Annotated in this window: 17 protein-coding genes; all 17 read right to left on the bottom strand. The window is 48.5% G+C overall.

What is annotated here, in order from left to right; genetic code table 11:
* Window positions 1-27 precede the first annotated feature (27 nt).
* Entirely contained in the window at window positions 28-942 is a 915-nt protein-coding gene (gene eutC, locus DCMF_RS11600; RefSeq protein ID WP_148134576.1) for an ethanolamine ammonia-lyase subunit EutC, read from the bottom strand.
* Between the two features lie 17 nt (window positions 943-959).
* On the bottom strand, window positions 960-2,324 hold the full coding sequence (locus tag DCMF_RS11605; protein WP_148134577.1) for an ethanolamine ammonia-lyase subunit EutB: 1,365 nt from the start codon (window positions 2,322-2,324) through the stop codon (window positions 960-962).
* Window positions 2,325-2,329: 5 nt separating this feature from the next.
* Window positions 2,330-2,788: a EutP/PduV family microcompartment system protein gene (locus DCMF_RS11610; protein ID WP_148134578.1), complete on the bottom strand. Its 459-nt coding sequence runs from the start codon at window positions 2,786-2,788 to the stop codon at window positions 2,330-2,332.
* Window positions 2,785-3,132 (bottom strand): ethanolamine utilization microcompartment protein EutS, encoded by a 348-nt coding sequence (gene eutS / locus DCMF_RS11615; protein WP_148134579.1) that lies wholly within the window; start codon window positions 3,130-3,132, stop codon window positions 2,785-2,787. The genes DCMF_RS11610 and eutS overlap by 4 nt, the downstream gene beginning before the upstream one ends.
* A 354-nt stretch (window positions 3,133-3,486) precedes the next feature.
* Complete coding sequence (eutC, locus tag DCMF_RS11620) at window positions 3,487-4,368, bottom strand: ethanolamine ammonia-lyase subunit EutC (protein WP_148134580.1); 882 nt, start codon at window positions 4,366-4,368, stop codon at window positions 3,487-3,489.
* A 9-nt stretch (window positions 4,369-4,377) separates the two neighbouring features.
* Window positions 4,378-5,742: an ethanolamine ammonia-lyase subunit EutB gene (locus tag DCMF_RS11625; protein ID WP_148134581.1), complete on the bottom strand. Its 1,365-nt coding sequence runs from the start codon at window positions 5,740-5,742 to the stop codon at window positions 4,378-4,380.
* Between the two features lie 153 nt (window positions 5,743-5,895).
* Window positions 5,896-7,251: an ethanolamine permease gene (eat, locus tag DCMF_RS11630; protein ID WP_148134582.1), complete on the bottom strand. Its 1,356-nt coding sequence runs from the start codon at window positions 7,249-7,251 to the stop codon at window positions 5,896-5,898.
* Between the two features lie 225 nt (window positions 7,252-7,476).
* Window positions 7,477-8,064, bottom strand: a complete 588-nt coding sequence (locus DCMF_RS11635) for an ANTAR domain-containing response regulator (protein WP_148134583.1) — start codon at window positions 8,062-8,064, stop codon at window positions 7,477-7,479.
* Complete coding sequence (locus DCMF_RS11640; protein WP_148134584.1) at window positions 8,064-9,491, bottom strand: sensor histidine kinase; 1,428 nt, start codon at window positions 9,489-9,491, stop codon at window positions 8,064-8,066. The genes DCMF_RS11635 and DCMF_RS11640 overlap by 1 nt, the downstream gene beginning before the upstream one ends.
* 193 nt (window positions 9,492-9,684) lie before the next feature.
* A complete protein-coding gene (eutM, locus tag DCMF_RS11645) occupies window positions 9,685-9,981 on the bottom strand; it encodes an ethanolamine utilization microcompartment protein EutM (protein ID WP_148134585.1) in 297 nt (98 codons plus the stop codon).
* Between the two features lie 453 nt (window positions 9,982-10,434).
* Window positions 10,435-11,640: an ethanolamine utilization protein EutH gene (gene eutH / locus DCMF_RS11650; protein ID WP_148134586.1), complete on the bottom strand. Its 1,206-nt coding sequence runs from the start codon at window positions 11,638-11,640 to the stop codon at window positions 10,435-10,437.
* Window positions 11,641-11,940: 300 nt separating this feature from the next.
* A complete protein-coding gene (locus tag DCMF_RS11655) occupies window positions 11,941-12,522 on the bottom strand; it encodes an ANTAR domain-containing response regulator (protein ID WP_148134587.1) in 582 nt (193 codons plus the stop codon).
* Window positions 12,519-13,832 (bottom strand): sensor histidine kinase, encoded by a 1,314-nt coding sequence (locus DCMF_RS11660; RefSeq protein ID WP_148134588.1) that lies wholly within the window; start codon window positions 13,830-13,832, stop codon window positions 12,519-12,521. Before DCMF_RS11660 ends, DCMF_RS11655 begins: the two co-directional genes overlap by 4 nt.
* Window positions 13,833-13,874: 42 nt before the next feature.
* Window positions 13,875-15,290, bottom strand: coding sequence for an amino acid permease (locus tag DCMF_RS11665; protein ID WP_148134589.1), 1,416 nt, complete (start codon window positions 15,288-15,290; stop codon window positions 13,875-13,877).
* 22 nt (window positions 15,291-15,312) lie between these two features.
* Window positions 15,313-16,758: an amino acid permease gene (locus tag DCMF_RS11670; protein ID WP_148134590.1), complete on the bottom strand. Its 1,446-nt coding sequence runs from the start codon at window positions 16,756-16,758 to the stop codon at window positions 15,313-15,315.
* A gap of 48 nt (window positions 16,759-16,806) precedes the next feature.
* Window positions 16,807-17,346, bottom strand: coding sequence for a hypothetical protein (locus DCMF_RS11675; RefSeq protein ID WP_148134591.1), 540 nt, complete (start codon window positions 17,344-17,346; stop codon window positions 16,807-16,809).
* Between the two features lie 18 nt (window positions 17,347-17,364).
* A complete protein-coding gene (floA, locus tag DCMF_RS11680) occupies window positions 17,365-18,366 on the bottom strand; it encodes a flotillin-like protein FloA (protein ID WP_148134592.1) in 1,002 nt (333 codons plus the stop codon).
* Window positions 18,367-18,375: the final 9 nt, after the last annotated feature.

Raw genomic sequence — 18,375 nt, forward strand, 5'->3', positions numbered from 1 at the left:
CCACCTTTAGAGAAGGACCGTCACCGCTTACTGAAGATTCAACTTCATGCCGCTGCATTTGGCAGCCAGGATCTGCTTGATAATATCCACCAAAAGGGCCCCTGCTTCTGCGGGAGGAGTGCCTCCTTTGTGGATATTGGAGATCATGGTCCTGTCTGCTTCCACGGTGTTTTCGCTGGGCTTATAAATCATATAAGCGCTCATGCTGTCTGCCGTAACCAAACCCGGACGCTCCCCAATCAAAGAAATGACCACGTCGGCATTTAGGAGCATGCCCACTTCATCCTGTACCCCCACGCGACCGTACTTAATAAAGAAAGGGGTACCCACTTTGATCCCTGCGGCGGTCAAACCCTGGGTCAATACAGGAAGAACATCCGGTACATTGGCTTCAATAGCCGAAGAACTTAACCCGTCTACCACCAGAATCTGCACCTGGGGGTTCTTCTGGCATTTTTCCTCTACCATTTTCCGGCCTTCTTCAGAAAGCTTCCGCCCTAAATCCGGCTTTTTCAGGAATTCATCCTTATCCCCGGCTGCCGTCTGCACACTGAAAAGGTTCATCTTCGTTAATAAGGCATCGGATACATCCAGGAATACGGCATCCATGGCCTGGGCATGGTCGGCCAAGAATTTCAGGAAAGCATCGGTCTTGGGCCTTGCTCCGGCCCGGAACAAGCCGATTCTGGCCGGGGTAGTTTCTTTCATCGCTTTAATGGCGTCCAAATTAACGGGGTTGGGCACCCAAACGCCGCTGATGTCGGGTACCTCGATGGGATCGTTGTTCCCAAAACCTGCATTCCCGGCACCGGCGGCAGCACCGATTGCCTGTACTGCTTCTGCGCAGGCCTTCTCGGCTTCGCCGCCGAACAGGCCCCGTTTTGCCAGTTCTTTCATCACATTTTCAATGATTAATTTTTCCATTTGATTATCTGCACTCATCCATGTCACCCCCCGAATTATTTGTCAAAGATGGACGGATCTCCCGCTTTCTTCGTGAGACGGCCCTCTTCCATCACACCCAGTTTTTCCAGCCACTTTTCAAACTCCGGCAAGGGCCGAAGACCAAGAATCTCCCGGACGCTGGCATCATCATGATAACTGGTGTCCTGGTAACTGAGCATAATGTCGTCGCCGCCCGGCACGCCCATGAAGTAGTTGGAGCCAGCCATGGCACAAAGCATGGTGCCGATTTCCTGATCATTCTGGTCCGCTTTCATATGGTTGGTATAGCAAGGCGCAATCCCCATAGGCAGCCCGTGGAGTTTCCCCATAAACAGGTCCTCCAGGTCGGCCCGGATCACTTCGCGGCCGTCATAAATCGTTTCCGGTCCGATAAATCCGGACACGTTATTGACCATGAACGGTTTAAACTTGCGCCCAAATCCATAGGTCCGCGCTTCCAAAGTCATTTCATCCACGTCATGGTGACACTCCAGGGAAATCTCGGAACCTTGTCCGGTTTCAAAGTACAAGAGATTGGGACCGGTACCGGTACCCTTCCGTTCCGCCAAATCATAGGCTTCTTCCAGAATGGCTTTGGTGACGCCGAAAGCGTCATTCGCCGCCTGGGTGCCGGCAATACTCTGGAAGACCAGGTCCTCCGGAGCACCCTTTTCAATCGCTTTCATCTGAGTGGTTACATGGGCTAGTACACAAACCTGCGTAGGAATTTCCCATTTGTGCATAAACTCTTTCACAGCTTCCAGCTGTCTTTTCACGGTTTCCGCATTGTCTTCCACCGGATTGATGCCGATCACCGCATCCCCGGAGCCGAAGGTCAGGCCTTCCTTAATGGATGCCATAATCCCGGGCACGCTGTCCGTGGGATGGTTAGGCTGATTTCGGAATGCCAAAGTCCCCGGAACACCGATGGTCGTGTTGCAGTGGGCTTGAATTCTCATCTTTTTAGATGCATAGACCAGGTCCAAATTGGACATCAGTTTGGCTACCGCCGCAATCATTTCACTGGTGAGGCCGCGGCCTAAGTGTTTTAAGTCCTCATTGGTGGTGTCGCTGTCTAAAACATACTCCCGCAACTGGCCAATGGTGTAGTTTTTAAACTGGTTATAGATGGCAATGTTTAAACCGTCGTATATCACCCGGGTCACCTCGTCAATTTCATAAGGGATCACCGGATTGTTATAGATATCTTCCAGAGTGAGACGGCTTAATACTAACTTGGCCGCCACCCGTTCAGATGCTGAAGTGGCACCGATACCTGCCAACAGGTCACCTGATTTTTCTTCATTGGCTTTCGCTAAAACTTCTTTAACAGTTTTGAAGGTAAAAAGCTTGTTATAAACCTTTGCTGTTAAATTCAATAGAATTACCTCCCCTCGAAAGATTCATCCCAATTTAATATCTTCCTTAAGTCTTCCATCCCCGCACCGGTGAAAGCGGAAACAGCATGGATCCCGCCGCTTAGCCCTATGCTTTTCAAAAATTCTCGGGCCCGGTCCACATCTGCCTGGGCATGATCGATTTTCGTAACCACCCCAAAGGTTGGCTTGGCAAATGCTCCCGCAAATCCCGGGGGAAAAATGGACCTGTTTCTGGTTGCATCCTGGATAAACACAACAGCATCTGCTTCCAGAGAGGTAGCAAACAAGGCCCGATAATAGGAAGGATTCTCCACGTACTCACCCGGAGTATCAATGGAACTAGCGGAATACTCCATCGCTTGTGTTTTTTTCACCGCGCCTGCCTCTTCTTTGTTGAGCACCCTTGCCAGTGTGGTTTTCCCGCTGCCCACTGCTCCCACCAACATGACGCGTCCTGTTTTCATGATTTCGTCATCCTGGCCGGGGCATAGTTCAGTTCCGTTTCCAAGACGTGGTTTACTTCTCTTAAAGCAGCCTCAACACTGGCTACATCGCCAATAATGACTACAGCCCCGGTAAAACGGTCCAAAAAACCGATTTCCACCTCTGCTGCTTTTGTGGCAATATCTGCGGCGATAATTGCGGTCTCACCGGGAGTTAAGGTAAGAATACCGATGGCCCCTCGATCCGGCAGACCCATTTTTTCATAAATTTCTTTTACCGGGTGGGCGATGACATGAGCAAGGGTCACCTGTTTACCAGGTACATACTCCTGAATCAATCGCTGCTTTTTTCCCAACTCTTCCATCAGGCACTCAACTCCTCATGGCCTTTACCGTGATAAACCATCAGGCCACCTATTGTTTCAGACACGTTTCTCTGATGGTTCACTGATCACCTCCCAGCTACAATCCTTATTTAAAGCCGGTAAAGACTTTAATTTTTCTTGTCGCTTTTTGTCCAATTTGTCGCAAATAGATATTGTAGCAAGAATCATGCCATCAAAGACGCTCTCCTGAACATCAGCCAGAGCAGGCCGGGAAGTAAAATTAGCGTCGGCCCATAAGTCATTTCTGACTTAATTAAGTCATTGGGGGCATGCCAAAAGTCCTAAAATTAAATTGGGAGCATATGAGGGAAAGAATTTTTTTGATGCCCCTGTCTAGATGTCCAAATTTACCCCGGAGGCTTTTTTCTCCAAGACCGCCTTCATCACGCTGGCCAAATGAGCTCCTGCTTCCGTGGCAGGAGTTCCTCCCTTGTGAATGTTGCTCACGACCGTTCTTTCACTTTCAATCATGCCGATGCGGGGGTTATAGGCCAAATAAGCGCTTAGGCTCTCGGCCGTACCCAAACCAGGTCTTTCCCCCAATAAAATGATCGCCGCCTTGGGTTTCAATTCCTCGCCTATTACATCCATCACGGCCACCCGGCCGTATTTGACGAAAACAGGCGTGCCACTGGCAATGCCCACACTGGCCAAGCCCTGCATAAAGGCAGGAAGGAAATCGGGGATATTGGCTTCCACAGCTTTGCTGGACAAACCGTCCGAGACGATAATTTGCAAATCCGCACCTTTTTTGCATGCGGTGCGCAGCGTCTCCAGGCTCTCGGCACTCAGTTTTCTGCCCAGGTCAGGCCTGGTCAAATACTCATCCTTATCCCGGCAGGCGCTCTGCACTTTGACCAGATTGTACTTCTGAATGAATTCTGCCGATACATCGTTGAGCACGGCATCCTGGGCCGTGGCATGATCCGCCCGGAAACGCAGCAGGGTTTCCGTCAGCGGCCTGGTTCCCGCGCGCCAAACCCCGATCCGGGCAGGGGTGGCACTTTTCATTTCTTGATACATCACCCTGTTCACGGGCTGGGGAACCTGTAAATGCTTTTGTAAATCAATGGCGGTCAGGTCGGCCAGCTCCTCTTTGCTTTCCGTTCCGGCAGTCCCGGAAAAAGATGCCGCGGGCTTTACGGGACCTTTCCCTCTGGCAATTTCATTGAGTACCTGCTCCACAATCATTTTAATATTATCTTCCATGCTCATGTTATCACCTCACCTCGTAAAAATAGTGGCATCGCCGGCCCGGGAAGTCAGTCTTCCCTCACACATGAGCCCCATTTTTTCCAGCCATTTTTCGAATTCCGGCAATGGTCTTAATTTCAGCAATTCTCTCAGGGCCGCCACATCATGATAACTTGTGCACTGATAATTCAGCATCACATCGTCACCCATGGGAATGCCCATAAAGTAATTGCATCCGGCGTTGGACAACAAGACCGCCAGGTTTTCAATGTCATTCTGGTCCGCCTTCATGTGGTTGGTATAACAGGCATCGCATCCCATGGAAATTCCCGTCAGTTTGCCCATGAAATGGTCTTCCAGCCCGGCCCGGATCACCTGACGAGAATCATAGAGATATTCCGGACCAATGAAACCGACCACGGTATTGACTAAAAAGGGTTTATAATGTCTTGCCAAGCCATAGCATCTTGCTTCCATCGTCACCTGATCCGCCCCGTGGTGCCCGTCGGAGGACAATTCAGACCCTTGCCCCGTTTCAAAATACATCACGTTGGGTCCGGTGGCCCGGCCTTCTTTTAAACCAAGTTCATAGGCTTCATCCAGGATTTGTTTCGTGACCCCGAAAGCTTCGTTTGCCTTTTGACTCCCGGCAATGGACTGGAATAAGCAGTGTACGGGTGCTCCCTTGCTTAAAGCTTTCATTTGGGTGGTAATATGGGCCAAGACGCAAATCTGGGTGGGTACCTCCCATTCCGTAATGAAGTTATAAATGGTTTCCAGGCTCCGGCACGTGGCGACCAAAGAATCGTCTACCGGGTTTAGGCCTACGACAGCATCACCGGTACCATAGGACAACCCCTCTCTGATACTTGCTAAAATACCGTCCACACCATCCGTGGGGTGGTTCGGCTGCAGCCTGGAGGCAATGGTTCCCGGCTGCCCGATGGTGGTATTGCAATGAGCAGCAACGCGTATTTTGGACGCACCCAGGATCAAATCCAGATTGCTCATCAATTTGGCTACCGCTGCCACCATTTCAGAAGTTAATCCCCGGCTGATCCGACGCAAATCGTCTCCCGAAGTTTCAGTTTTCAGAATGTATTCCCGGAATTCCCCTACGGACCAGTTCTTAATGGTGCTGTAGATGAACTCGTTCACATCCCCGTCGATGACCCGGGAAACCTCGTCCTCTTCCAGGGGAACCACCGGATGGTTACGCAAATCCTCTAAAGTGAGTTGAGATAATACGTGTTTGGCCGCAATTCTTTCCGCAGCGCTTCCGGCCGCAATTCCTGCCAGTGTGTCGCCTGACTTGATTTCGTTGGCTTTGGCCAATACTTCTTTGACATCTTTAAAGGCGTAGGATTGACCAAAAAGCCGGGTTTTCAAAATCATGCACAGAAACCTCCTTCCAAAACATCTAAAAGATATTCCGTATACTTTCTATATTGAGACATTTTCTTTCTTTTGTATATACATTTTACAAAATCAATGCTGATATTTTTTTAGGGGAAGCTATACCGCTTCCCCTATCAGTATAGCTAAAATTTATAGTTCATCCAATACTCCAAATTCTTCTTCAAAGGGCCGAATATCCTTGCGCCCTTCGATGGCATACCAGGCAATGGCAATGGCATAAATCAAGATCACCCATATAATAGCTGTTGTGTTGTACACAATCACGCTGTACAGGCAGAATAAGCCCATCACAAAACTGAGTCCGCCAATCAAATAGCCATGAGACACTTTGAAGGGACGTTTTAAGTCCGGCTCTTTTTTCCGGAGTACAAAGAAGCTGACCAGGCTGATCAAGTAAAGGGCAACAGCGCCAAACACGGAAATTGTGATCACCATCGATGTTAAACCGGTTAAAACGAAGGCAATCCCGACCAGGCCAGGCACCAATAAAGCCCAGTGAGGGGTATGGTGTTTTTCATTGACCTGAGCCAAAAACTTAGGCAGGTAACCGGTACGGGCCATGGCATAGGTCTGCCGGGAATATCCCACGATAATGCCGTGGAGAGAAGCAATCAGACCGAATAAACCGATAAAGTTGACCAAAAGAACAATGACGCTCTTTTCTCCGAACACCTGGGCTAAAGCAGCGGGCAGGGGATAATCAACGGCACTGACCAGATTATAGTCGGTAATACCAGCCGTTAAAAACAGGGTGAAACACATCATCACAACCAGGGTAGCCATACCGCTTAAGAAACCTTTCGGAATGTCTTTCTGGGGATTGAGCATTTCTTCCGCCGCCATGGCGCCCCCTTCAATGGCGAGATAAAACCAGATGGCAAAAGGTATGGCCGCCATGATTCCCTCAAAGCCATTGGGCAGAACCGGCTCCTGAACCACCAAAGCCCAAGAGAAATGGGGAGCGGCTGCCGCCCAGAAAATAGCCAGACCTACTAAAGCAATCACGGTCACGGCCAGCTCAAAGGCAGCGGAAGTTTTCATCCCTAAGAAGTTGATGAAAATGAAAATTAGAAAAGCTGCTACTGCCGCTACCAGGGTAGGTACCGCGGGAACCATATTATGGATATAACCTCCCACCGCCAAAGCGATAGCCGGAGGGGCAAACATAAATTCAACCAGACAACTAACCCCATTCATATAACCCCAGAACGGTCCTAAGGCCCGCCGGGCATAGGCGGAGGGCCCGCCGGCATGGGGAATTGCCGTGGCCAATTCCGAATAGCAGAAAATAAAAGTAGCATAAAAAATAATGACAGGAATGGTGGAAATGGCCAAACCGATGGGCCCGCCGGCTCCAAAACCGTAACTCCAACCGAAATAGTTCCCCGAGATCACAAGGCCTACCGCCAGAGCCCACAAATGGATGGGTTTTAAAGATCTTTCCAGTTTTACTTCCTGATGGCCAGTGTTTTTTTCTGATGCCATGAAATTCTCCTCCTTTTTTTTACTTTTTGAAAAAGGATCACACAATTTTAGTCTTATTTTTCCCCCCTTTAACAAAACAAAAAGAGCCCTCCTTTTCCGTGAAAACGGAAAAGTTGAGGGCTCTTTTGCCCAGTATTTCTTTTAAAAAACAGTATCTATATTTCGTCATTTCGTCAAAAAAATGAAAAACCCTTCTCGGCCGCTAAAAAATTAATGGCATTTCTGCTAATGGTGGGGTTCTTCCCGTTTTGTCTCTTTCAGAATCTGGCTGGCCCTTTCCACAAGGGTAATGCGATACTGCATGGCCTCATGGACCAGCTGCTGATGGGCCTCATAGTCGGAAATATTGTATTGCTTGGCCAAAAGGGCCCGGGCATGTCCAATAATTTTCTGGCTTTTTAGTTTGGTCTGGGTATCTTTTAGTTCCTTCTGAACGCTCTGCATCTCTTTCCACCGGGCATAAGTCAACTGCACAGCCGGCAGAAGCTCCCGTTCCGTAATGGGCTTGATCAGGTAACTATAGACGGAGACTTTTTCCGCCCGGTTGATAAAATTTTGTTGGCTGTACGCAGTTAATAAAATGACCGGAATGTTCATGGCGTGCAAAATCTTTGCTACTTCCAACCCGTCTAACCCGGGCATCTTGATGTCCAAAATAGCCAGATCGGGCATTAACTGCTTGGCCAGGTCTACCGCCTTATTTCCGTTGTTGGCCTCGCCGCAGACAAAATAGCCTGCCCCTTCCAGCATTTCCTTTAAATCCAGCCTGGTTAAGGGTTCATCTTCCGCAATGAGGATCGATAGTTTCCCCATTATTCTCCCTCCCGACTATGCCTGGTAAAACAAACCATCGCCCTGGTCATACCGCCTTTCCGCTCTAAGCGGAAAAAGCCGTCTAATTGCTCTCGCACTAAAGATTCCACAATTTGCAGTCCCAAACCGCTTTTCGGGGCCTCGGGAAATGTTTCATATAAGTCATTGCCGCTGTCGCTTACCGTCAGGGTAATTAATCCGTTACTGTCTTTTAAATTGATGTCAATCCTTCCCCTGCCTAAAGAGGCAATCCCATGTTTAATACTGTTGGTAGCCAGTTCATTGATCACCAATGCCAGGGGTACCGCCTGCCGGCTGGGCAGTTGAACGGACTGTCCCTTCACAGAAGTTTCAATGTGATCACGGGAAATTCCCGAGCTGTCAATCAAACAATCCAGAATATGATGGGATAATTCCAGCAAATCAATGGTTTCCCACGTCTGCCGGGCAAAGACTTCATAGACAAAAGCAATGGATAAAATACGGTTGATACTGGCAGAAAACTCCGCTTTAACCACATCAGATGTGGACCTGCGCATCTGCAGCCTCAAAAGGGAGGCAATATTTTGCAGATTGTTTTTCACTCTGTGATGGATTTCCCGGATAATGAGGCTCTTGGCGTTTAATTCCTGTTCTTTTTTCCTTAAGTCGGTGTAGTCATGGACAGAAATAGCGCACCCGCTCAGTTCCCCTCTTGTCACCAGGGGGTATGATTGAAAATGGTAGCACCGGTCTCCGATGGATAACTCCAGCGTGTTTTTCATCCTTTCCAGCACGTCCTCCAGAGAGGAACAGTCGGAAATCAGGGCGCAAAAGTCGTTGCCCAAGGCTTCAGAATCACAGTGGGTCTTATAAATTGTGGCGGCAGTTTTATTGGCATAGGTGATCCGGCCCTGCCGGTTCAAGACAAAAATCCCATTCCCCAACCAATCTTCAAAAGTAGACTCCGTCATGGACAAATACATAAGGGTGCTGCTCAACTGCTCGGCGGTATGGCTTAAAAATTCCACTCTTTCCTCCTGCTGCAGTTCTTTGGAAATATCTCTTTCCATGATCAGAACCCCAATTACCTTTTGTGCCGTGTTGGTAATAGGCACCACAGTTTGGGCAATAGGAACCCCTTCTTGACTGACCCCTCTGATATCCCGGGTGGTTTCACCGGTTTTCAAAGTCCGGTAAACGGCCGGTTCATTGGTGGAATAAGCCAGTTCACCTACCACGCTGGCGGAATAGGCCGATTTTTCCTTGGGCCTGGCCCAGGCTAAAACAATAGAGTCCGTCCAGTTTCTCGTCAGGGCATCGATGAAAATATCATTGCCGGTTAATTCCGTAATGCTGGGAAGCTGGAGCGCCAATTTTTCCAAAATTTCAATGTCACTATCATTTAATGTGGTATATTCCTGGCATAACTGCTGAATAGTGCTCATTGCTCCACCCCCCTAAATTCGATTTCTCCACAATGAAAAAAGCCTGCCTCTCGGAATATTTTAAGTATTCTTTAAATTATGGCAGTTTCCTGCTTTTTATACCATTATTTCATCCATGCCGCCCTAACGCCACACGCCGCAAAAATTCTTTTGGGGCCTGTCGCTTGTTACGGCTCCAGACCCCTTCTTTTTCTTACTCTGTTTTACTAAATTTCTTATAATCGTCAGGAAGGATCATTTCTACATCTTGATGCGGCCGTGGAATGACATGTACCGAAATAAGCTCTCCCACTCTTTGGGCAGCGGCAGCGCCTGCATCTGTGGCAGCTTTTACCGCACCAACATCGCCGCGTACCATTACGGTAACAAGTCCCCCTCCTACATGAACTTTACCAATCAGGTACACATTGGCCGCTTTTACCATGGCATCTGCTGCTTCGATAGAGCCAACAAGACCTTTGGTTTCAATCATTCCTAATGCATTCGTCATTGAATCATCCTCCTATAATTGGTTGTGGGTCTAAACGGAAGGAACACTTCTCAAAAGGCCGGATCAAAACGCGGTGTTTCTCTCCAAAACTTCTCCCGATTGATTGTATAGCAAAAACCATGCCAAATTAAAAAATGCTTCTTCCCTAGGATAGCCGGTCCGGCCTCTCAACCACCACCCAAAATTCAAGTCAATTATGACTTAACTCGATCTTACTCTGGTAAAATTATATTTTCTTAAATTCATTATAATCATATTTTTTTAAAAAGAATATAAAAAAATGATGGAAATGATCTATCACTTATTTTTAGACCCTTCTGTACAGAAGTAAAAGCGCATGATGGAAAAAGTGATATCTAAGTGCCGGGGGGACGGGGCTGGCGTACCTTTTTGCCAAACCCGTCCCCCCGGCACAATCTAGAGCTGATCCCATCATTGGGGGAATGCACTTTCTTACTGATTTGCCTGCTCTTCTTTTTCCAGTTTGATCGCCTTGGGTACGGACAGCCAGATGGCCAACCCTACGGCCGTGAGCCCCGCCGTTAATTTTCCCGTCATCACGGGCACAATCATTGTGGGCTGAAAATTAGCGGTAAAGGCCAGGTGGTCTCCAAACAGAAATGCGGAACATACTGCAAAAGCAATACATTTTACCTTATCCGCGGCCGGCATATCTTTGATGATGCGGAATAGAGCTAAGATATTTGCGGCTGCGGCCAGGATGCCCGCGCTGCCGATGGAACTGAAACCGAACCGGCGTCCCACAGCTTCCAGGGGCCTCGCCAAATACTTCTTAATTAAATACACCATGGGGAAAGCCCCCGCCAGCATCACGCCGATATACCCGGATATCTCCAAGGCCCGGAATTGATCTTCCGCATCGGCAATAATGGGGTTGAAGCCCCACGAGCCCAGCAAGGTGGAAAAGAAACCGGTAAAATATTCCACAATGGAAAAGACCAGCACAATTTTGATACCGGTGTCCATGGCCTTGCCAAACCACATAAACCCTTTAATCATGGTATCAGGAACAAAACGCAGCCCCACCGCGATCGCCACGCAAATCACAATGAGAGGGACCAGGTTAGCCATAATTTGACCAAAACTTAAAGCCAGCTGATAGGTGGCCTGGGCATCCGTGGAAATGATTTCTCTCACGTGGGCATTGCTCAGGGAAAGAATCAAACTGGTAACGAATACGCCGATGGGTACGGTCAAAATCCCGGACATGACCCCTAGTGCCATGTACTTATGATCTTTTTTCTCCAGCATCGCCAGTCCTACCGGGATACTGAAAACGATGGTAGCGCCGGCCATATATCCTGTAACCATGGCCATAATCCAGCTCTCTCTGGTTTGGGCCAAAGCGTCGGCCAATTGATAGCCTCCCATGTCAACAGCAATAAAGGTGGTGGCTGCGATGGCCGGATCTGCACCGATGGCACTAAATACCGGGCCGAATACGGCTTTGACAAAAGCAGCCAGGTAAGGTGTAGCGGCCATAATCCCGGCGACAGGAACAAAAATCGGTCCGATTGAATATAATCCCTCTAGAAATTCTTTTCCTAAGCCAGATTCTTCTTTAATGATCGAAGCAAAGGCGCCGGCTACCGCACAAGCCATAATAATATACAGCACATAATTTCCAATTTCCGCCATGTTACCCTCCTGATAATTATTTTTTCAGTGATAAGTTTCCTTCCCAAAATACCTCCCCCGTTTGGGGACGGGTAACCACCTCCCCACCAATCTTAAATACGGCCCGGAGAAAAACAAAAAAACTCCCCAACATCCGGTCCAAGCCGGATTTTGGAGAGTTTCGCCACTCTCACTTTCGGAACGCGCCGTTACGTTCCGGTACTATAGATAATAAATTGCGACAAATAGGACAAGTTTAGTGTAACAAACGGCAAATAAAGTGTCAAGCATAAATTCGACAATTATCGACTTCGCCGGGGTCTAGGCCTTGCTGTCCAGGCTCAGAATAATCGCCTTGGCCACTTCTTTCATGGATTTATTCTGATCCATACTGATCTGGCGGATTTTTTTAAAAGCCCGCTCTTCATTGAGGAGATATTTTTTCTGCAGCAGGCCCTTGGCCCGTTCAATCAATTTCCGGGCTTCCAAGGCATCCTGTAGATTCGCGTTTTCTTCCCGTAAAACGGAAAATTCTTCATACCTGCCCACGGCGATATGGCAGGCCGGGATGAGGCTGTTTTTTGTTACGGGTTTTACCAGGTAGGCCAAAACCCCGGCCGCCCCGGCCCGGTTGACAAACTCGGGACTGCTGTATGCGGTAAGGAGCAGGACGGGAGCAACTTTCTCCCGGCCCAGAACCTCCGCGGCTTCAATGCCATTCATGCCCGGCATTTTTATGTCCATAATCACCAGATCCGGTTTGAGTGCTTTCGCAAGATTCACGGCACTTTGGCCGTCGCCGCATTCTCCCACGACGATAAATCCTTCTTCTTCAAGCATTTCCTTAATATCCAGCTGTGTAATAGGCTCATCCTCCGCCAAGAGAACTCTTAATTGTCTCATGCCTCAATCACCTCAATATTAGATTTGGGGAACCGGATACAGGCTACCGTTCCATAGCGCTGGCCCTCAATGGAAAAGTCCCCTTTCAGTTTATGCTGAATAATGGTGTTCACGATCTGCATCCCCAAGCTGCTCTCATTTTGAATCTTCGCAGGCGAAATCCCTACGCCGTTGTCCTTCACCGAAATGATAATATGTTCCTGGGTCTGCTCCACAGCTACCCGGATATTGCCATCCGTCCGGTTTGCAAAAGCATGCTCCACGGCATTTTGGATCAATTCCGTGATACATAAGGAAACACTGCTGGCCGCAGTAGCGGAAAGATAAATATCGTCACCGGAAATCTCCCCGTTAATTTTTTTACTGGGATCCACCATGTTGGAAAGAATCATCTGCAGGATATTAAAGCTGGTCTGCTTAATATTGACCACCTCTAAGTCCTGTTTGGACAGGGCCTCATGGATTAAGGCAATGCTTAAAATTCTGTTGATGCTTTCCGTGAAGACAGTCTCCACAAGTTTCAGATTGGTCCGGCGCATTTGGAGCCGGAGCAGGCTGGTAATGGTCTGGAGATTATTTTTTACCCGGTGATGGATTTCCTTAATCACGGTTGATTTTTCCATCAATTCCTTTTCCTTTTTTTTGATCAGGGTAAGATCAGAGACAATTAATAAAAAACCAAGGAGCTCATTGCCGAAAATGATGGGATTTAAAACAATGCTGACGTCAAATTGCTTAATTTGGACATAGGTACCGAAAAACGCCGGCCGGCTCAAAAATGTCTCCTCTTGCTCCTGTTCTCCCCTGAGTGAGCTGACCAGTTGATTCAGGCCCATGCCGGCGAAACCTAAACGGTATAAAATATTCTCTGCCACAAAATTCACAGTCTGTATTTGTCCTGAGGCGTCAAAAACCGCTAAGCCGTCCGGCACCAAATAATCGGTAGGGTGGAACGAATCGGGCACATGGCGGCACAGGTCCAGTAACTGGTCCAGATTGACAACTGAAAGGGTCGGGTTCTCTTCATAAACCACCTGACCGATCACATGATGATCATCGATGAACAGGGGTATTCTTTTTGTTCTCGGATTATCGGACCGGGACTTTAGGTGCCCGTCATGAGAGGAAAAAATTTCCGCCGTATCTTTTGAGGATACGAAGACGGTATCATCGCCATTGCCGTTAATTTCTAAAACGATGTTCTTATAATAAGGCTGGAGAAAGGCAAAATGCTCCACCATTTTTTCCAGAATGGCAATTTGGTCGGACTTCAGGTCCGTATGGATGAGACATTTCTCTCTAATTCCCATTACTATCACCTATCGCTAAAAAATTGATTTTTTCCATCTATTCTATTCTGATTTAATGGTCCTCCGCATCACCAAAAAATAATTGGCTGTGATAAATATCGTCATCAGCATAAAGACTGCGCCATTATGACCGATGGGAGGGATGACCATAATCGCCGTGACAAAAATAGCCCAAATCAAGCTTACCGTTTGAATTAGCTTGCTGAAACGCCCTAAATGAAACCGGCCCCGGTTGGATTCAATCTTTTTCCAGCTCAGCCGGGCTGCTCCCAAGGTAATCACATAAGAAAAATAGATTCCCATGGTACTTAGGGAGGTGATTGTGGGCAGGAAGGCGGCCAGGCCGCAGAGCAGGATCGTGGAGCCGCTGGCCAAAAAAACACTGTATACAGGCGTATCATATTTGGGCGAAACATATTTCCAGATCTGGGATAAAGGGATGCCGCCGTCTCTGGAAAATGCATAGAGAATGCGGATCAGCACCGTTTGGGAAGATAAGCCGGCGGCAAACTGGGCCAGAAGCACAAATGCCGTCACGAAACGATAAATGGTGGGGCCAAGGGCATTCTGGATCACATAAAGGGCTGCCGGCATGTCCGCATCTAAGGTCTCTCTTAAGTCAGGCAAGGCTAAATTCAGGCTCAGGAGAAGCAAGCTTCCCAAAAGCAGGGAGCAAAGGACAGCATAGATCATACCCCAGGGCACTACCTTAGAGGGATTGATGCTCTCCTCGGATACATTGGCCGCCGCGTCAAAAGCAGTCAGTGTCCAGGCAGACATTAATAAGGCCTGGGCAAAGTTAAAATAGAGCGCTCTAGATGAGATGCCTCCGGTGTGAAAAATATAAGATACCGGATTGCGCTGGCCGAAAATCAATAATAATCCCACTAATATCACGACGCCAATCACATGCAGATTCACGCTCAGGTCGTTAAACCAGGCCACAATCCTGATCCCGAAGATATTGATCATGCTATGGAGCAGGACAATAACCACCGTAATACTTAAAACCACGCTCAGGTTCGCCGGATCAAAGCCCAAATAGGAGGTCAAAAATATGCCTAAGCCAAATTCGATCCCGGCGGTGCAGGCCAGCCAGCCCACAAGGGAAAAGCAGCCGCAAAACCAGCCCACATGAGGATTGCTCAAGCGTCCTGTCCATTTGTACACGCCTCCCGCCAAAGGATAAATGGAGGCAATTTCCCCTAAAGCCAAAGCCAGAATAAGTTGAAAGAATCCTACCACGCCCCAGGTCCAGATACTAAAGGGCCCTACCAGCTGCAAACCATACCCGTAAAGCATCATCAAACCGCTGAGCACGGAGATCACGGAAAATGTGATGGCAAAATTAGAAAAACCGCTGATACTCCGGTACAATTCCTGGGCATAGCCTAACCCATGCAGGTACTGAATATCTTTTTCTATTTGGCTTTCCATCTGAACATGCTCATCGTTCATGAACTGCCCCCCAAAACGTCCTTTAATGCAAATCTATTTTGATTTTTCTTTCCACAGATACCGCCCTGGATTCTTCCGGGGCCTCATCCCTGATATGATGCCTTGCCCACAAAAAATAATAAAGGCAAACCAGCCCCCAGACCACTATGAGCTTCCATATTTCCGCAGCATAGGTAAAGATGACGATCGTCAATAAAACAAACACCAAAAAGAGGGCCAGAAAAAATATGAAAGGATGATGAATAAATCCGCCAAAGCGAAAAAGCGCAGGCTCATATTTACGAATTTGGAAATAAGAAATCAGGACCAGGATATGAACGAACAAGGCGGACACGATGGAAAAACAAACCATGAGCTTGAACGGGAGCAAATAGGCGATGAGGATACTTAGCATGCCGGGGAACAAAATAGCCAGATCAGGGGTCCGGCGATTGGCATGCAACCGGCCCAGCATTAAGGGATAATACCCGCCCCGGGCCAGAGAATAAACCTGCCGGGAAAATCCGTTGATAAAACCGTTTAATCCCACCACATAAGCACATAAGCTGACAGCAGAAAATGTGGTGAGCAGGACCCGGTCCTGCCCCTGAACCTTTTCCAAAACAAATAATAAAGGATAGCGGCCACTGCTAAAAAAAATCTCCGGCATGGACCGGCTGACAAAAAACCACATGCCAAAGCAAAACAAAGAAACCGATACCACCGACAAAATCAATCCCAGGGGCAATGTCCTTTCCGGATTCTTTGTCTCTTCCGCCACAAGAGACAATCCTTCCAGGCCAAAAAAATACCAAATTACCACAGGAAGAGCGGTCAAAACCCCGGACCAGAATGAAACAGGATGGTATTCCAGGCTAAAATTGTGCCCGGCGCCGGAACTGCCGATAAAAAAAAGGATCAGGCCGCTTAAGGCACAATTGGTGAAGAAAAACTGTACGCCGGCAGATGCGCCGCTGTTAAAAGCGCATAACGCCAGCAGTGCTATAACTGTTGCAACACTTAGCGCCATTCCTGTCCCGCCAGGGAAAAAAACGAGAATAAAACTTTTGAACATCACAAAAAGAGCAGCCGTACCAAAGATAAACTGCATCGCCCCGGCTGTTCCTGCCAGGTAGCCGCCAAAAGTACCCAGCCCGCGCCGGGCAAAGGCATAGGGCCCGCCGGCATAAGGAAAGTGGACGGCCAGTTCTGAAACCAGGATGATAAAAATGACATAAAGAAAAGCAATGATCCCTACTGCTGCCAAAACACTCAAAGGCTCTACCGCTTCAGCATGCAAGCTCCACTGATTATACATCCCGGCCAGAACGGTTCCTGTGCCCAGGGCCCAAAGATACTTAGGAGTCCATATTTTTTTAAGGCCTTGATTGCGTAAAAAATCGTCGGTAATCCTTTTTGTGATCAGAATATCATCAAAATCGGACGGTCCATACCCGAATAAAGAATCCCCGGCATCCCTTTTGTCCACTGAAGAAGCACCACTTTTTATTGTTTTTGATCAAAAAAACCTTATCCCTTAACTGGAAAAATGATTAATCCTAGACCGGAAAGGGCGTTTCGCCCGCGGGGGCTGAAGAATCTCAGACATAATAACCCCCTGTACCACAGCATTTGGGTTGAAGCACAGTTCAGGGCAATTTCCCCTCGGCCCGGCGGTGAAAGTGCTTTTCGGCACCATTGGTGCCGGTTTTTTCTCCCGCTGCCGTCTTTTCTGTCCTATTCTCCATACTCTTACCCTTGGTAAAGTTTTAAACCGGGCCGGTTTCTTTCTTTCCTCAACCGCCCGATCGGGTAAAGACCGGTCCCCCCCAAAAAGCCGGCGGATTTCCTCTTCCAGATCGCCCATCTCCCCGGACGGGGGAAAAGGTCCCCGGGGTCTCGCCTCTTCTAGATCCGGCGCAACAGGAGGAGGCACAGACTGCCGTCTTCTCGCCTGATCCCAGGGCTGGCCTTGGGGCCTGGGGGGTTTGTTTTTCTTTACGGCACCGCCCAGGATCCAGAACAAAACGAGTAAGATAATCCAAAGTATATCTATGGCGCCATCACCCCATTTCATTGAAGGTATTCAAATAGTTTATCTCTTGCCGGGTTCGGGAACTGACGCAGAGGGATCTTTTCCCATTCCGGAAATGCTTTCCCTCATTTTCGTATCGGCCAGGACATTTTGCATATTGTAATAATCCATCACGCCCAGTTTACCCAGCCGGAAGGCGTCTGCCAAAGCCTGGGGCACTTCCGCCTCTGCCTCTACTACCTTTGCTCTCATCTCCTGGACGGACGCCAGCATTTCCTGTTCTTTTGCCACAGCCATAGCCCGGCGTTCTTCCGCCTTCGCCTGGGCAATCCGCTTGTCCGCTTCCGCCTGATCCGTCTGCAGCTGGGCGCCGATATTCCGGCCTACATCCACATCAGCGATATCAATGGAGAGAATCTCAAAGGCCGTTCCTGCATCCAAACCTTTGCTCAGTACCGTATGGGATATTTTATCCGGGTTTTCCAGCACCTCTTTGTGAGATATACTGGATCCCACCGTAGTGACAATCCCTTCACCCACCCGGGCAATAATCGTCTCTTCTCCCGCGCCGCCAACTAACCGGTCAATATTTGCTCTTACCGTTACCCGGGCTTTCGCCTTCACTTCAATGCCGTCTTTGGCCACACCCGCAATCACCGGAGTTTCAATCACCTTGGGATTCACGCTCATCTGTACTGCCTCCAGCACGTTACGTCCGGCCAAATCAATGGCTGCCGCCCGTTCAAAGGCCAAAGGAATATTGGCCCGCTCCGCGGCAATCAGCGCATTCACCACCCGGTCCACATTACCTCCGGCTAAATAATGGGCTTCCAGCTTGCCAATGCTTACATCCAAACCGGCTTTTTCCGCTTTAATCTGGGGGTTGACAATCTTCGACGGTGCTACCCTTCTCAAGCGCATGCCGATCAAATCAATGATGCCCACCTTCACCCCGGCCGCCAAGGCAGAAATCCATAAACCGACGGGAATAAAGCTGAAAATAATAACCACAGCGATTAGAATCAAAACAAAAAGAATTAGCCCGCTTAACTCAAAAAACATGAATTTTTC

The sequence above is a fragment of the Candidatus Formimonas warabiya genome, assembly GCF_002777255.1.
Lineage (GTDB): Bacteria > Bacillota > Dehalobacteriia > Dehalobacteriales > Dehalobacteriaceae > Formimonas > Formimonas warabiya.

What these genes read in the sequence shown, in the direction of transcription:
- DCMF_RS11660 (WP_148134588.1), bottom strand. Translation starts at nt 13,832, where the DNA reads ATGGGAATTAGAGAGAAATGTCTCATCCATACGGACCTGAAGTCCGAC.
- DCMF_RS11610 (WP_148134578.1), bottom strand. Translation starts at nt 2,788, where the DNA reads ATGAAAACAGGACGCGTCATGTTGGTGGGAGCAGTGGGCAGCGGGAAA.
- eutC (WP_148134580.1), bottom strand. Translation starts at nt 4,368, where the DNA reads ATGAGCATGGAAGATAATATTAAAATGATTGTGGAGCAGGTACTCAAT.
- floA (WP_148134592.1), bottom strand. Translation starts at nt 18,366, where the DNA reads ATGTTTTTTGAGTTAAGCGGGCTAATTCTTTTTGTTTTGATTCTAATC.
- eutC (WP_148134576.1), bottom strand. Translation starts at nt 942, where the DNA reads ATGAGTGCAGATAATCAAATGGAAAAATTAATCATTGAAAATGTGATG.
- DCMF_RS11675 (WP_148134591.1), bottom strand. Translation starts at nt 17,346, where the DNA reads ATGAAATGGGGTGATGGCGCCATAGATATACTTTGGATTATCTTACTC.
- eat (WP_148134582.1), bottom strand. Translation starts at nt 7,251, where the DNA reads ATGGCATCAGAAAAAAACACTGGCCATCAGGAAGTAAAACTGGAAAGA.
- DCMF_RS11635 (WP_148134583.1), bottom strand. Translation starts at nt 8,064, where the DNA reads ATGGGGAAACTATCGATCCTCATTGCGGAAGATGAACCCTTAACCAGG.
- DCMF_RS11665 (WP_148134589.1), bottom strand. Translation starts at nt 15,290, where the DNA reads ATGAACGATGAGCATGTTCAGATGGAAAGCCAAATAGAAAAAGATATT.
- DCMF_RS11640 (WP_148134584.1), bottom strand. Translation starts at nt 9,491, where the DNA reads ATGAGCACTATTCAGCAGTTATGCCAGGAATATACCACATTAAATGAT.
- eutS (WP_148134579.1), bottom strand. Translation starts at nt 3,132, where the DNA reads ATGGAAGAGTTGGGAAAAAAGCAGCGATTGATTCAGGAGTATGTACCT.
- eutM (WP_148134585.1), bottom strand. Translation starts at nt 9,981, where the DNA reads ATGACGAATGCATTAGGAATGATTGAAACCAAAGGTCTTGTTGGCTCT.
- eutH (WP_148134586.1), bottom strand. Translation starts at nt 11,640, where the DNA reads ATGGCGGAAATTGGAAATTATGTGCTGTATATTATTATGGCTTGTGCG.
- DCMF_RS11655 (WP_148134587.1), bottom strand. Translation starts at nt 12,522, where the DNA reads ATGAGACAATTAAGAGTTCTCTTGGCGGAGGATGAGCCTATTACACAG.
- DCMF_RS11625 (WP_148134581.1), bottom strand. Translation starts at nt 5,742, where the DNA reads ATGATTTTGAAAACCCGGCTTTTTGGTCAATCCTACGCCTTTAAAGAT.